The organism is Streptomyces sp. M92 (genome assembly GCF_028473745.1).
In the GTDB taxonomy this organism is placed as follows: Bacteria; Actinomycetota; Actinomycetes; order Streptomycetales; family Streptomycetaceae; genus Streptomyces.
The window spans coordinates 2693567-2707614 of record NZ_CP101137.1 but is presented as its reverse complement, the minus strand read 5'-3'; the positions used below and the strand labels follow the sequence as shown (position 1 = coordinate 2707614).

Sequence of the window (14048 nt, the reverse complement as noted above, 5' to 3'; positions counted from 1 at the left end):
GTTCACATCCCCAGCAGCCCGGCCACCGTCCCGAAGGACGCGAACAGCGACAGGACGGTCTGCGAGTCCTCGAGGAGCGCCCGCAGGCGCGCAAGGCGTCCCTCGGGGACCGCGCCGGTACGGGTGATCTCCTCTTCGGTGTCCGCGAGGGCGGTGTCGACCTGGTCGGTCTGCTCGGTGCGCTGGATCCGCGCCAGGTCGGCGCGCAGCTCGCGCACGGCTCTCAGCAGTTCCTCGGCGGCCTGGTCGCGGGCGGCCGTGGCGCCGTAGTGACTGGTCACGTTCGCGTTGTCGCCCACGGCGAACGTGGCTCCCTGAGCGTTGCCGATGTGGACGTTCGGCTCATTTTGCGTCATTGCTGCCGGATCCCTTCTGCGGCGCGGGGCCGCCGGACTTGGACGAGACGTGGGACTTGTCGCCGACGGCGAAGGTCGCCCCTTCGGCGTTGCCGATGTAGGTGCTGCCGTTGCTGAGGTTCACGATCTTCTGCACGAACTCGCCGGTCTCGTAGCCGGCGTCGCCCAGGGCCAGCCGCACGCCGTGCCCCACCCGGTCCTGGATGCTCCTGAGGTAGCGGCTGACGTCCATCTCCTGGAAGGTGGACCCGGCGGGCTCCGCGGCCAGCTCCCGCACGGACACGGCGGGGCCCGCGGGCAGCGCACCCGTGTGCCCGCCGGTCAGCAGCCGCCACCCGTACACCAGGCCCCGGCCGAGCGTGACCAGGGAGCGGCCCACGGAGCCGGGCACCAGGACGGCCGCCCCGGCCGCCTTGCCCAGCACGTTGTTGTTGCGGAAGCGGTGGGAGGCCCGGTCGGCGTCCTTGAAGTCGCCGCGCACCGGGGTCAGCACGTGCGGCGCGATCTCCAGCATGAGCATGCGGCCCTGGGTGTGCAGGCGCACGAAGACGGTGACGACCAGCTCCTCCTCCCAGCCGCCGACCCGGATCCGCAGGAAGTGCCGCCGCTTCTCGGCGCCCTCCTCCACGGCACTCGCCCGGTGCTGCTCGAACATCTCCCAGCCGTACGGGGCGTGCTCGCGGTTCAGCAGTCCCTCCACCGGGAGGAACACGCACTCGTCGATCTCCAGCCGGCGCAGCCGGTCGCGTACTCCGGCGCCCGCGTACTCCGAGGGCAGGCGCAGCTGCTCGATCAGGGGCCGGACGCGGTCCAGGATCGCCCGGTTGCTGAGCGGCTGCTGCCGCTTCTCGTCGTCCGGCCTGAGTTCCACGGCCAGGACCCAGGTGTCGTACGCCGCTCCCGCTCCGCAGAACGGATGCCTCTCGTTGTACATGACCAGCGGCGCGTGCTGTTCCAGCCGGATGCGCCGCATCAGCCGCTGAAACCGTGCGCCTTCTGCCTTCTCCGCCGGGTCGCCGGCGGCGTCCGGGAAGCGTTCCGGGGAGAGTTCGGCGGCGAGCGCGCGGGCGAGCTGGCTGCGCTGCCCGGCCACACACATCCCGATGAGCACCAGGACGGCGATCCCGAACCAGGCCTGCCACACCTCGACCAGGCCGCCGCCCTGCCCCCCGGACGGGACCAGGTCGGTGACGTCCTGCCAGTCGAAGCTGTCGGAGCCGTAGTAGCCGTCCGGCGATCCGAACGAGGAGTCGTTGTCCGAGCCGCCACCGAACGCGAAGGCGACCAGGAAGAACAGGAAGAAGGCGAACTGCAGGCGCCCCCACCAGCGGGCCACGAAGGCCAGGAGCAGCCGGTACAGCGGCGGCCGTTCGGCGCGGCCCCTGATCCAGGGGGCCACGGCGAGCAGCACGCTGGGCCACAGGGCCACGGCGAGCAGCCAGCCGCTGAGCGGCAGCCCCACCACCCACAGCCCGACGACCGCCGCGGACCACAGCAGCTCCTGCCGTCGGGCGCGCAGGGCGTGCGCGAGGACCCGGGCCGCGTCGAAGCCGAGCGACGGCGCCACGATCCGCTGCTCGTCGAGGTACAGCTCGTCGATGACCCGGTCCCGGTAACCGGGGTCCAGGTAGGTGCCCGCGCACAGCAGCCGGGTGGCTTCGCTGGCGTACGGCGGGGCGGGCGGGGGCTCCGACGGAGTCCCCGGGTTGTTCTGCGGTGGTTGCTGCGGCACGTAGGCGGTGCTCACGCCGATCCCCCGATGCGCGTGAAGTCCGTCGGTGACGGATGACTTGACGGGGCATCAGCATAGGGGAGCGGTGGAGCCGGCGGGTCCGGAACGCCGACCGCGTGCTGGCCGAAACAGCCCGGTCCCCGGTTCCGCGAGGGCGGAGCCGGGGACCGGTGCTGTGCCGTGCGTGGCTCAGATGAGGCCGAGGGCGCGGACCGCCTCGCGCTCCTCCGACAGCTCCTTGACGGAGGCGTCGATGCGGGCGCGGGAGAAGTCGTTGATCTCCAGGCCCTGGACGATCTCGTACTTGCCGTCCTTGCAGGTGACCGGGAAGGAGGAGATCAGGCCCTCGGGGACGCCGTAGGAGCCGTCCGACGGGATGCCCATGGAGGCCCAGTCGCCGTCGGCGGTGCCGTTGACCCAGGTGTGGACGTGGTCGATGGCGGCGTTGGCGGCGGAGGCGGCCGACGAGGCGCCGCGGGCCTCGATGATGGCGGCGCCGCGCTTGGCGACGGTCGGGATGAAGTCGTCGGCCAGCCACTTCTCGTCGTTCACGGTCTCGGCGGCGTTCTTGCCGGCGATCGTGGCGTTGAAGATGTCCGGGTACTGGGTGGCGGAGTGGTTGCCCCAGATGGTCAGGCGCTTGATGTCGGTGACCGACGAGCCCGTCTTCTTCGCGAGCTGGGTCAGCGCGCGGTTGTGGTCCAGGCGGGTCATCGCGGTGAAGCGCTCGGCCGGTACGTCCGGGGCGGCGGCCTGGGCGATCAGGGCGTTGGTGTTGGCCGGGTTGCCGACGACGAGGACCTTGATGTCGTCCGCGGCGTGGTCGTTGATGGCCTTGCCCTGCGGCTTGAAGATGCCTCCGTTGGCCTCCAGGAGGTCACCGCGCTCCATGCCCTTGGTGCGGGGGCGGGCGCCGACGAGGAGGGCGACGTTGGCGCCGTCGAAGGCGACGTTCGGGTCGTCGGTGATCTCGATGCCCTGGAGCAGCGGGAACGCGCAGTCGTCCAGCTCCATCGCGGTGCCCGCGGCGGCGTTGAGCGCCGGGGTGATCTCCAGGAGGCGCAGCTTGACCGGCACGTCCGCGCCGAGCAGCTGGCCGGAGGCGATGCGGAAGAGCAGGGCGTAACCGATCTGGCCGGCCGCGCCGGTGACGGTGACGTTCACGGGAGTGCGAGTCATGGCGTTCTCCGTATGACAGCTGGCGGTGGGGCGTCCCGGCCCCGGGCGTTTGATCGATCTCTTGGCATCAAGAGATCCATCCAGCGGTCAGGCTATCGCGCCCGCGGTGCCCGGCACCTCCGGGTCGGTGTGGCCCGGCCCACAGGGCCACCGTCGGAGCACGTCACGCCCCTCGCGGAGGAACACGCGGGCATGAGGAGGCGGCCGCCTGTCCGGGAGAGGGGGGACTAAGGCGACCGCCGTTCGGGGATACCGTTGCCGGACTCCCGTGGGGGTACTTCTCGCCTGCCCGCCCCCGGGCGGGCCATGCCTGGCGCCGGGGGACTTTCTTCAGGACGGTCCGGTACGGGGCCGGCCCGGGGACGGCGCGCGGTGCGGCCCGTCCCCGGTCGCGCCGGTCACTCCGTGCAGCCCTTCTGGCCCCCGGCCAGCGTCACGCACGCCTTGGCGTCGGCCGCGGACTTCACGGCCACCATCGGGGTGTACGCGACGGTGTCGGTGGCCCCGGTGACCGCGCCCGTCTGGCGGTTCGCCCCGTCCGCGCTCACCTCGACCTCGGCGCCCTGCGTGGCCTGGGTGACACGGGCCCACGCGGCACCGCAGGTCTTGCTGTAACGGACCTCGACGGCGGCCGTGCCGACCGTGGCGGTCGCGGCGGTGGTCACCAGGTCGCCGCCGCAGCCCATGATCTCCGGGTCCTTGCCGGTGCAGGCGTCACCGCTGCACTTCACGCCCGGCGGCAGGGCGGCCTCGGTGGTCGCGGTGGGGGACGGGGAGGGCTTGGCACCCTCGTTCTCGCCCCCGTCCTCGTTCATGACGTAGAAGGCGCCCGCGATCACCACGAGCACGCCGACGACACCCGCGACGAACGAGGTCACCCGCTTGCCGCCGCCCCCGGAGGAGCCGCCCCGGGCCCGGGAGCCGCCGCGCGGAGGCCCGCCGCGCACGTCCGTGCGGCCGTGACCGCCCGGGGCGACGGACGCCTGTGCCGGTGGCGTCGCGGGGCCCGCGGCGTCCCCGCGGTCGGCCCGCGTACCGAGCCTCGCCGTACGGCCGCCGGCCGGTGCCGGACCCCGGTAACCGGCGAGGCCCCACGAATTGCCGTCGTCCGCGCCGCCGGAGGACGGGACGGAGGGCGCGCCCGGTGCGGCACCGCCCCGGGCCGTGCCGAGGGCCGAGTCGGCGCTGTCGGCGGCCGTCGGCTGCGCCGGGACCGACGGCGGCAGCGTGGGCGCCACGCCGGCCGGCCCGGCGACGCCGGGCGTGGCCGTCGCACCGCCGGCGTGGCGGCCGGCACGGCTCCCCCGGCCGCTCCGGCCGGCGCCGCCCGACTTGGCGGCGGGCGTGCCCAGCTCGCCGAGCGCGGCGCGCGCCTGGGAGATCCGGATGGCCTCCATGGTCATGTCGTGCCGCATCTCCGAGCGGCTCCAGGCGCGCTCGGCCAGCTCCCACATGGTGGTGAGGTGCATCGGGTTGGTACCGGTCACCTCGGCCAGGGCCACGATGGCGCCCTTCGGCGCCAGCAGCCGGCCGTTCAGATACCGCTCCCAGGACGTCTTGCTGTAGCCGGTGGCGTCTGCCACCGACGCGATACTCAGGTCGTGGCGGTCGACGAGCCGCCGCAGCTGGCTCGTGAACTCCTTGATCTGCGGATCGAGTTCCTCCGGCAAGGCCTTCCAACGAGGCATTGCTTCCCCCCTCTTACCCCCGGTGACGTGCTGTTCGTTCCCCCGCTTGGTCCTCTCGCGCGGCGTCCCGCGCGAAGTCCCCGTTCTGGCTACCCACAGGGATGCGCCCGGTCAGGATCTCAGTTCCCGGGGTGGGGGCGCACAGGAGCACAGAGGCCGCGAGCATGCACCGTCGCACGCCCAACGATTGGGGACCAGTGTCCCACCGGCTTAGCCGTGCCCGGAACCGAACCCCGTTTTTCCCGGCCCGTGCGGTGGGGCGCGTAGCGGAGTAGCGGAACGGTCACTTCCGTGCCACAGCGCCCTGACAGGCGTTGAACAGGGCCTTCGCCGTGCAGGAGGGTTGGTCCCGGCGGCGGCCCGTCCTCTCACGGGGGTGAGGACGGGCCGCCGTACCCGGCCACCGTAGGGCCTGTCCGGCGGATCAGGTCGCGGGAAAGATACTGCGCCTGATCAGTGCAGGTGAGCGGGGGCTGGTGCGTCCAGCTGCAAGGCGGAGGAGGGAGCCGACGCGACGGAGGTCCCTCCGCGCGAGCGCAGTCGAGCGTGGGGAGTCGGCGACCGGCGGCAACGCCGCAGATGGGCGTGCCAGCCCCCCGTCTGCGGCATGATCCGCCGGACAGGCCCTAGCTGACCGTGAAGTGCAGGATGTCCTGGAGGAACGGGAGCTTCAGCACCGGTTTCGGCTGGACCATCAGCGCCAGCAAGGCGATGGCGAGGCCCAGGACGCCGTAGGTGGCGACGTCCGTGAAGCGCGAGCGCACGGCGAGCATGCCGACGTCGGGCAGCGTCCAGCGGAGCGCGGCGCCGACCAGGAGCGCGGCGCCGACCAGGAACGTGCCCCAGCGGAACACGTCCAGCGCCGTCAGCAGCAGCCCCAGGCCCACCAGCAGCACCACGGTGAGCACCGGCCACTGCCGGGCGGGCGCCGGCGCGTCACCGGCCGCGGCCCGGCCGCCGCCCTCGGGGCGAGCGGTGTCGCGGGTGAAGAGCGGGAATCGCCGGGTCGTCCGGCGCGGCCTGCCCTCGGCGTCGGGCGCGCTGACGGGGTCGCGGACGGTGATGTCGTCCGAGCCGGAAGGGCCGTCGGTGTTCGGGGTCTCCCCGGGCTCGGGCTCGCTCTCCGCGCTCCCCCGGCGCTCCAGGCGTCCCGGGCGCCCCCCATGGGTGTCCTCAGCCGGCACTGCGCTCCGCCGCCTCCACCACGTTCACGAGCAGCTGGGCCCGGGTCATGGGGCCGACGCCGCCGGGGTTCGGGGAGATCCAGGCGGCGACCTCGGCCACGCCGGGGTGGACGTCGCCCACGATCTTGCCCTCGGCGTTGCGGGAGACGCCGACGTCGAGGACGGCGGCGCCCGGCTTGACGTCCTCGGGGCGGACCAGGTGCGGGGAGCCGGCGGCGGCGACGACGATGTCCGCGCGCTTGAGGTGGGCGGACAGGTCCCGGGTGCCGGTGTGGCACTGGGTCACGGTGGCGTTCTCGCTGCGCCGGGTCAGCAGCAGCGGCATCGGCCGGCCGATGGTGACGCCGCGGCCGACGACCACGACCTCGGCGCCCTTGATCTCCACGCCGTAGCGGCGGAGGAGGGTGAGGATGCCGTTGGGGGTGCAGGGCAGCGGGGCGGGCTCGTTCAGGACGAGACGGCCCAGGTTCATCGGGTGCAGGCCGTCCGCGTCCTTGTCCGGGTCCATCAGTTCCAGGATGCGGTTCTCGTCGATGCCCTTGGGCAGCGGCAGCTGGACGATGTAGCCGGTGCAGGCCGGGTCGTCGTTCAGCTCGCGGACGACCGCCTCGATCTCCTCCTGCGTCGCCGTGGCCGGCAGCTCGCGCTGGATGGACGCGATGCCCACCTGGGCGCAGTCGCGGTGCTTGCCGGCGACGTACTTCTGGCTGCCGGGGTCGTCGCCGACCAGGACGGTGCCGAGGCCGGGCGTGACGCCCCTCTCCTTCAGCGCCGCCACGCGGGCGGTCAGTTCGGACTTGATCGCGGCTGCGGTGGCCTTGCCATCGAGAATCTGGGCGGTCATGCCCCCATCCTCGCGGATGACCGGCCCCGGGTTCCAATCCGGTTCCCATCCGGCCGTCGTACGGACGCCGCGGGAGGCGTCCGCCCGCGGGCGGGCGTGCTCGGCGTTGTTGCACTTGCACAACACCTTGCGGCCGGACTGGACAAGTAAGAGATAGGTCAAGAACGATTGGGCAGTAGCACAGTGCCGCGGGGCCGTACCGGGGGGACGAACCGCACGAAGTACCTCCTCCGAGCCGAGCCGCGCGCCGTCCCCGCACGTGACAGCTACGGAGGAAGTCCCGCCATGAGTTTCGGCGACCCGAACAACCCCTACGGTCCGCCGCAGGGCCAGCAGCCGGGCTACGGCAGCCAGCAGCCGCCCCAGGGCCAGCCCGGCTACGGGTACCCCGCGGCCCCGCCGGTCCAGTCCTACGGCCACGCACCGGGCCCCGTGGTCATGCCCGGCACGGTGAAGGCCGCTCGCGTCATGCTGTTCGTGCTCGGCGCCTGCCAGGTCATCGGCGGTGTGCTGATGATCGCGGCCAGTTCCTGGTTCGCCGACTACATCGAGGACGAGGTCAACTCCGACCCCAACATCTCGGCGCAGGACGCGGAGGCCGTCACGAACATCGGCACGGGCCTCATGATCGGGCTCGGCGTGATCTTCCTGGCGTTCGCCTTCTGGGCGATATTCACAGGTGTCAAGTTCGCCACCGGCCGCGGCGGTGCACGCGTCTCGGCGATCGTCTACGGCTCGGTCGTGACACTGGCCAGCGTGATCAACCTGCTGGGCGCCAACGTCTTCGCCCTGATCAGCCTGATCCTCGGCATCCTGATCATCGTCTTCTGCGCGAACAAGAACGGCAGCCACTGGTTCAACCGGCCGCAGTACTGAACAGCGTCCGCCACGGCACACTTCGCGCCAATCACGCCACCGGGCCGTGTCTCACCCGTACGAGGGGAGGCACGGCCCCGGTGCGTCGCCATAGTCTGACGTGGGTAGCCGTCAGGCACGGGGAGACGCACCTTGTACAGCATCATCGTGGTACCTCCGCCGACCACGGAGGACGAACCCGCCCGCACCCAGTACCGGCTCGCACCCGGCGAACGGCTCGTCTTCGGGCGGTCCGTGCCCGAGGGCGGACTGCTGATCGGGCACGACGGAGTGTCCCGCAGAGCCGGTGAGATCACCGCCCACGGCACCTTCTGGACCCTGAGCAACCTCTCCGCCCACCAGACCTACGTGGTGGAGAACCCGGAGGGCGCCGGCGAGCACATCAAGGTCGCGCCGGGCCGGCTGGACGCGCCCGTGCCCTTCGAGTTCTCGCGGATCGTGCTGCCCGCGGCCGGCGACCTGCTGCCGCTGGAGGTCTGGGCGCCGCGCCACGACTACCTGCGCGCCGCGGAAGACACCGACGGCGAACCGGTCGGCACCGACGGCGAACCGACCGCCCCCGCCTTCTCCGTCGACCGCACCAAGCGCTACTTCGCGGTGCTGGCCGCCCTGTGCGAGCCGCGGCTGCGCGGGGCGCCGCACGCGCCGCTGCCGACCGTCGAGCAGGTCGTCGAGCGGCTGCGGCCGCTCTGGCCGGCCGCCTCGCGCACGTCCGTGCAGTGGAACATCGACTACCTGGCGGTGAAGCTGCGGCTGAAGCCGGGCCCGGAGGCGGCGGAGGCGGGCGCACGGCTCAACGGCAAGAAGGAGTCCCTGGTGGCCATGGCGCTCCGCTTCGACCTGGTCCGGGAGGACGACCTCGCCGTCCTGACCGCGCCCCCGCGCCGGGTGCCCCGGTGACCGAGGCGTACGCCGTCCCGGTGCCGAAGGGCTACCGGGTCGGCGACTGGGAGGTGCGGGCGCCGATCGCGACGGGCGCCTTCGGCAGCGTGTACGAGGCCCGCCGGGTCGGCGACGACCGGGCCGGCCTGCCGCGCACGGCCGCCCTGAAGTTCCTGCCCACCGGCACGGGCACGCCCCGCCAGCTGACCCACCTGCGGGAACTGGTGGAGCGGGAGGTCGAGTTGCACCGCAGGCTGCGGCGGCCCCGGCTGGTGCGGATGTACGAGACCCTCGTCGTCGACGACCCGGCCCGACCCGGGCTCGACGGCGCCACCGTCCTCGTACTGGAGAAGGCCGAGGGCTCCCTGTCCGCGCTGCTGTCCGCCGCGCCCCGCCCGGCCGGCGCGGCCGCGCTGGTCGCCGGGATCTGCGAGGGCCTGCACCAGCTGCACCGTGCCGGATGGGTGCACGGAGACCTGAAACCGGCCAACGTGCTGCTGATGAAGGACGGTTCGGTCCGCCTCGCCGACTTCAACATGGCCGCCGAACTGGAGGGCACCCACGCCTACACGCCCGCCTTCTCCACCCCGGACTACACCCCGCCGGAACTGCTCTGGTCGGAGATCGGCGAACGCGGCCGGCGCATCCGCCCCTCCGCCGACGTGTGGGCCTTCGGCGTCCTCGCCCACCTCGTGCTCACCGGCTCCTTCCCGCTGCCCGGCGGCACCCCGGCCGCCCGCCGGGACGCCGCGGCCGCGTACGCGCGCGGCACGGAGGAACTGCGCCTGTCGCCCGAGCTGCCCGAGGCGTGGCGGGAAGTCGTGCGCGCCTGCCTGACCCGGACGCACGCCGAACGCATCGGCACGGACGCCCTGGCACGGCGGGTGGCGGCGGCCGCCGGGACCGGCACCGTCACCGGCACCGTCCGGTCCTTCCTCCCGCGCCGGGCCCGCTCCCGGCGGGCGGTCCTCGCCGCGGCGGCCGCCACCGCGACCGTCGCCGCGCTGGGCTACGGCATCACCGTCCTCGTCGACGGCGACGACGGCGGCGGCCCCGGCCAGGGCGTCCCGGGCGCCGGCGGCAGCGCGACCAACGTCTCCGCCGCCTCCTACGGCGCCGGTGAGCTGCGCACCGACAAGGGCGTGCCGGCGGCCTACCGTCTGCTCATCGTCGAGACGGCCCACGACTGCGATCGCAAGGAGGTCAGTCCGCCCCTGATCGCCGCCATACTGAAGGTGGAGAGCGACTTCGACCCGGACCTCTCCGACCCCGCCAGGGACGAGTACGGCATCGCCCGCTGGACGCCGAAGGTACTGCGCTGGTGGATGAACGAGGACGGCACTCCCGGCGAGAGCGTCCCCGAACCCCCGTTCCCGCCCGCCGAGTCCATCCCGGCGATGGGCCGCTACCTGTGCTGGATCACCCCGCGTCTCGACGCCGGCCTGCCGGGCGACCGCCGGGTGCTGATCGCCGTGGCCTACCGGACGTCGTACGACAAGGTGAACGACGCGGCCGGGGTTCCCCCGAAGTACCGCGACTACGCCGACCGCGTCGCTCACCACCTCAAGGAGTACACCCCGCCGGGGAGGAAGTGACCCTGAGAGTTGTGAGGTACCGCCCGGCGCAGGCCGCGGGCACGGTGTGAGCACACCGCTTCGGCGGTACGACACCGACCGACGTTCATGGGGGACGAAAGTGAACATCTCCAAGCCCGCCGCGCTGCTCCTCGCGGCCTCGGCCCTGGTGGCCGGCTCGACGGTCACGGCCGCCGCCGGCGACGCCCCGGGCGGCACCCGGGTGACCGGCCTCCAGCAGAAGGCGGACCAGGTACTGGCCGACCGGCACAAGCCGCTGCGCGTGTCCGCGGACGCGGTCGAGTACGAGGGCCTCACCGTCACCGACGCGCCCCGGACCCTGGGAGCCCAGGACGCACAGGCCCTGGCCTGCGACTACGGCCACCTGTGCATGCTCGTCAACGGCACCAAGTTCGACTTCTACAAGTGCCAGACGTGGGAACTGTCCAACTGGACGGGCGACGGCCCGTTCACCAACAACCAGACACCGGGCACGGTCGCCAGGTTCTACAACCAGGACCGCAGCGTCCGCTGGACGTCCACGGCGTACGAGGCGGGCACCGCCACCTGGGACCCGATCTGGTACCTGCGCCCCTGCTGACCCGCCCCACCGGAGCCGGCAGGACGACGGCCCCCGGTCCCCTCCGCGGAGGGGACCGGGGGCCGCTTCCGCTCCGCGTTCCACCGACCCGCCGGGCCGTCCGAATGCTTGGGATGCCCTCACCCGCCTCCCCTACGCTGCCCCTTGTTGGACTGGGGAAGGTTGACCCCGAGGGGAATCGGGGGAGGGGGACGACTCCATGTACAGCGTCATCGTCGTGCCGCCGTCGTGCGGCAGTGTGACCGACCAGTTGAGGATCAGCGCGGGTGAGCGCGTCGAGTTCGGCAGGGCCGGATCCGGCGGCGGGCTCACCATCGCCCACGCGGGAGTGCCCCGGGTCGCCGGGGAGATCGCGGCGCACCGGACGTTCTGGCTGCTGAGCAATCTCAGCGAGGACCAGACCTACGTGGTGGAGAACCCGGAGGGCGCCGGCGAACACATCAAGGTCGCTCCGGGCCGCGTGGAGGCGCCCGTGCCGTTCGAACTGGCACGGGTGACCCTGCCCGCCGCGGGCGACCTGCTCACCTTCGACGTGTGGGCGCCGCGGCACGCCTTCCGCAGCGTCGAGCGCGGGGGTCTGGAGGGGACGGGGACCGTACCGGCGTTCGCGCTGGACCGCACCAAACGGTACTTCGCGGTGCTGGCCGCGCTGTGCGAGCGGCGCCTACGCGGTGAGCCCCGCGCCCCGCTGCCCGCCGTCGAGGAGATAGTGGAACGGCTGCGCCCGAGCTGGCCCAAGGTCAGCCGCTCCGCCGTCTACTGGAACATCGACTACCTCGCCGTCAAGCTGCGGCTGCGACCCGGCCCGGAGACGGCCGAGCCGGGCAGGCGCACCCACGGCAAGAAGGAGTCCCTGGCCTCCCTCGCGCTCCGCTTCGACCTGGTCCGCGAGGACGACCTCGTCGTACTCGCCCCGGCCCCGAGCGGAGCGGCACAGTGACCGGGCGGCCGTACGCCGTCCCGGTGCCGAGGGGATACCGGATCGGGCCGTGGGAGGTGCGCGAGCCGCTCGGGTCCGGAGCGTTCGCCACGGTCTACGACGCCACCCGCGACGCCGCCGGCGCGTCGGCCGGACGTACCTCGGACGGTGGCGAGCCGCCGTGCCGGGCGGCGCTGAAGTTCCTGGCCACCGGCACCCGCACCCCGCGCCAGCTGCACCACCTGCGCGACCTGACCGAACGGGAGGTCCAGTTGCTGCGGCGGCTGCGCTCGCCCCGGCTGATCCGCATGTACGACACACTGACGGTCGACGACCCGGACCATCCCGAGCTGGACGGGGCCACCGTCCTGGTGCTGGAGCGGGCCGAGGGCTCCCTGGACGCGGTACTGGCCCGGGACCCGACCCCGGACGCCGGACCGGCCCTGCTGGCCCAGATCTGCGAGGGCCTGCACCAGCTGCACCACGCCGGGTGGGTGCACGGGGACCTGAAACCGGCCAACGTGCTCCTGATGGCGGACGGTTCGGCCCGGCTCGCCGACTTCAACATGGCCGCCGAACTGGAAGGCACGCACGCCTACACCCCCGCCTTCGCCACCCCCGACTACACCCCGCCGGAACTCCTGTGGCCGGAGGTCGACGAGCGCGGGACGCGGATCCGCCCGTCGGCCGACGTCTGGGCCTTCGGTGTGCTCGCGCACGTGGTCCTGACCGGCGAGTTCCCGCTGCCGGGCGGCACCTCGGAGGCACGCTCCGACGCGGCGATGCGCTACGCGCGCGGCCGTGACGGACTGCGCCTGTCCCCCGGGCTCCCCGAGGTCTGGCGGGACATCCTGCGGGACTGTCTGGCCCCCACCCACACCGAACGCACCACCGCCACCGCCGCGCTGCTGCGCCGGGTGGAGGAGGCCGCGGGCACCTCCCGGTCGGCCCGGCTGCCGAGGCTGCGTCCCCGGCGGTGGCGGCGCCCGGCCCTGACGGCGGCACTGGCGGCGGCGACGATCGGCGCGGCGAGCCTCGCGTACACCACTCCGTGGGAATCGGCCCCGGCCGCCGCCGCGCCACCCACCTGCGAGAAGCCCGCGGTCTACGAGGACGCCACCCACGGCGGCGGCTACACGGCCGGCCACAGCGGCACCTGGGACTTCACCATCAAGCGGGGCGACGGAGGAAGTCAGGTGAGGGAGCTGCAGTGCCTGCTCAAGCACCTGCACGGCATCGAGGAGGTCGGCGCGGTGGACGGCGACTTCGGCCCGATGACCCACGGAGCGGTCGTCATCTTCCAGCAGCGGGCGGGCCTGGACGCGGACGGGACGGTCGGGCCGGCGACGTGGCGGGCGCTGCGCGAGAGCAGGACGGGGGACTGAGTGCTGGGGGGCAACTGTCGACCGGCCCAGAACGTCCTTCGACGGCTGGGCTCGCGCGGTCCCTCGCGCCCAGGCCCGGCTGGTCGTGTGCCGCTGGGCGGGTGAACGACGCGGCCCGGCAGAAGCGGCGTGGTGCGGGACGCGTCCGGCACCCTGGAACTTTGCAGGTACCCCCGACCGGGCAACCCGCCCAACATGGCGATGTCAGCACGCCAGGCATCACCGGACCAAGGGGGAAGGCCCACCATGCGTTTCCGCACTCCACGTATCCGTCTGTCACGCACCCGCGTCAGCGCCGCCGCAGTCGCCGCACTCGCCGCCGGCGCCATGGCGGTGAGCGCCTCGCCCGCTTCGGCCTCGGCCGGCTCCGGCTACGTCAACGGTGGCGGCACCTACACGGACGACTTCGGCGACGAGGGCGACCTGTCCAGCTCGTCGTACGCGAACTCGACCGCCACCTGCCTGTGGCAGCAGATCCTCTGGGCCGAGGGTGCCACCGAGTCGAACGGCAGCCGCTACGACCTCTCGGACATCGACGGCAGGTTCGGGCCCAACACGACGTACGCCACGAAGAAGCTCCAGTCACGCTGGGGGCTGACCGCCGACGGCTGGGTCGGCGGCAACACGTTCGGTCGAGCCGACGGCAAACTGCGGTATGTCTCGGGCAGCACAGCCTCGGGCGAGCACCTCCGGGTCAGGTACGACGGGGCGTACCACGACCTCGACTTCCTCCGCGCCACGAACGGCAGGTACATCATCTACACCGACGGCGACCGGGACAAGGGCGGCCCGGTGTACGCCTCGTACACCGCCAACTACTGCGACTGA

The 14048-nt window shown here is 72.9% G+C and carries 13 protein-coding genes; 7 read left to right on the top strand and 6 right to left on the bottom strand.

Annotated features, from left to right (window positions below; genetic code table 11):
- Positions 1-2: 2 nt before the first annotated feature.
- From M6G08_RS12405 to M6G08_RS12380, 6 genes are all read right to left on the bottom strand, one after another.
- Positions 3-356 (bottom strand): hypothetical protein, encoded by a 354-nt coding sequence (locus tag M6G08_RS12405; RefSeq protein ID WP_272587195.1) that lies wholly within the window; start codon positions 354-356, stop codon positions 3-5.
- Positions 343-2103, bottom strand: a complete 1761-nt coding sequence (locus tag M6G08_RS12400) for an AbeC-like domain-containing protein (RefSeq protein WP_272587194.1) — start codon at positions 2101-2103, stop codon at positions 343-345. The genes M6G08_RS12405 and M6G08_RS12400 overlap by 14 nt, the downstream gene beginning before the upstream one ends.
- Before the next feature lie 174 nt (positions 2104-2277).
- Positions 2278-3267, bottom strand: coding sequence for a malate dehydrogenase (locus M6G08_RS12395; RefSeq protein ID WP_219182775.1), 990 nt, complete (start codon positions 3265-3267; stop codon positions 2278-2280).
- Between the two features lie 398 nt (positions 3268-3665).
- The gene (locus tag M6G08_RS12390; RefSeq protein WP_272587193.1) at positions 3666-4955 is read right to left on the bottom strand and encodes an XRE family transcriptional regulator; all 1290 of its coding nucleotides are present in this window, start codon (positions 4953-4955) and stop codon (positions 3666-3668) included.
- Positions 4956-5581: 626 nt separating this feature from the next.
- The gene (locus M6G08_RS12385) at positions 5582-6019 is read right to left on the bottom strand and encodes a DUF3017 domain-containing protein (protein WP_272591321.1); all 438 of its coding nucleotides are present in this window, start codon (positions 6017-6019) and stop codon (positions 5582-5584) included.
- Positions 6020-6128: 109 nt separating this feature from the next.
- A complete protein-coding gene (locus M6G08_RS12380; RefSeq protein ID WP_073724890.1) occupies positions 6129-6983 on the bottom strand; it encodes a bifunctional methylenetetrahydrofolate dehydrogenase/methenyltetrahydrofolate cyclohydrolase in 855 nt (284 codons plus the stop codon).
- A 285-nt stretch (positions 6984-7268) separates the two neighbouring features.
- Here M6G08_RS12380 and M6G08_RS12375 point away from each other — a divergent pair, with 285 nt between their 5' ends.
- The 7 genes from M6G08_RS12375 (at position 7269) to M6G08_RS12345 (ending at position 14048) form a co-directional block, all read left to right on the top strand.
- On the top strand, positions 7269-7859 hold the full coding sequence (locus tag M6G08_RS12375; RefSeq protein ID WP_272587192.1) for a hypothetical protein: 591 nt from the start codon (positions 7269-7271) through the stop codon (positions 7857-7859).
- A gap of 132 nt (positions 7860-7991) precedes the next feature.
- Positions 7992-8759 carry an FHA domain-containing protein gene (locus M6G08_RS12370; protein ID WP_272587191.1) on the top strand — a complete coding sequence of 256 codons (768 nt, stop codon included), beginning with the start codon at positions 7992-7994 and terminating at the stop codon, positions 8757-8759.
- Positions 8756-10336 (top strand): protein kinase domain-containing protein, encoded by a 1581-nt coding sequence (locus tag M6G08_RS12365; protein ID WP_272587190.1) that lies wholly within the window; start codon positions 8756-8758, stop codon positions 10334-10336. Before M6G08_RS12370 ends, M6G08_RS12365 begins: the two co-directional genes overlap by 4 nt.
- 100 nt (positions 10337-10436) lie before the next feature.
- Positions 10437-10916 (top strand): hypothetical protein, encoded by a 480-nt coding sequence (locus tag M6G08_RS12360; RefSeq protein WP_272587189.1) that lies wholly within the window; start codon positions 10437-10439, stop codon positions 10914-10916.
- A 199-nt stretch (positions 10917-11115) separates the two neighbouring features.
- Positions 11116-11856: an FHA domain-containing protein gene (locus tag M6G08_RS12355; RefSeq protein ID WP_272587188.1), complete on the top strand. Its 741-nt coding sequence runs from the start codon at positions 11116-11118 to the stop codon at positions 11854-11856.
- Complete coding sequence (locus tag M6G08_RS12350) at positions 11853-13220, top strand: protein kinase domain-containing protein (protein WP_272587187.1); 1368 nt, start codon at positions 11853-11855, stop codon at positions 13218-13220. Before M6G08_RS12355 ends, M6G08_RS12350 begins: the two co-directional genes overlap by 4 nt.
- 246 nt (positions 13221-13466) lie before the next feature.
- Positions 13467-14048 carry a peptidoglycan-binding domain-containing protein gene (locus M6G08_RS12345; RefSeq protein ID WP_272587186.1) on the top strand — a complete coding sequence of 194 codons (582 nt, stop codon included), beginning with the start codon at positions 13467-13469 and terminating at the stop codon, positions 14046-14048.

Excerpts from the sequence above, each read along its gene's own strand:
- M6G08_RS12375 (WP_272587192.1), top strand. The coding sequence starts at position 7,269 with ATGAGTTTCGGCGACCCGAACAACCCCTACGGTCCGCCGCAGGGCCAG.
- M6G08_RS12405 (WP_272587195.1), bottom strand. The coding sequence starts at position 356 with ATGACGCAAAATGAGCCGAACGTCCACATCGGCAACGCTCAGGGAGCC.
- M6G08_RS12355 (WP_272587188.1), top strand. The coding sequence starts at position 11,116 with ATGTACAGCGTCATCGTCGTGCCGCCGTCGTGCGGCAGTGTGACCGAC.
- M6G08_RS12380 (WP_073724890.1), bottom strand. The coding sequence starts at position 6,983 with ATGACCGCCCAGATTCTCGATGGCAAGGCCACCGCAGCCGCGATCAAG.
- M6G08_RS12390 (WP_272587193.1), bottom strand. The coding sequence starts at position 4,955 with ATGCCTCGTTGGAAGGCCTTGCCGGAGGAACTCGATCCGCAGATCAAG.
- M6G08_RS12395 (WP_219182775.1), bottom strand. The coding sequence starts at position 3,267 with ATGACTCGCACTCCCGTGAACGTCACCGTCACCGGCGCGGCCGGCCAG.
- M6G08_RS12345 (WP_272587186.1), top strand. The coding sequence starts at position 13,467 with ATGCGTTTCCGCACTCCACGTATCCGTCTGTCACGCACCCGCGTCAGC.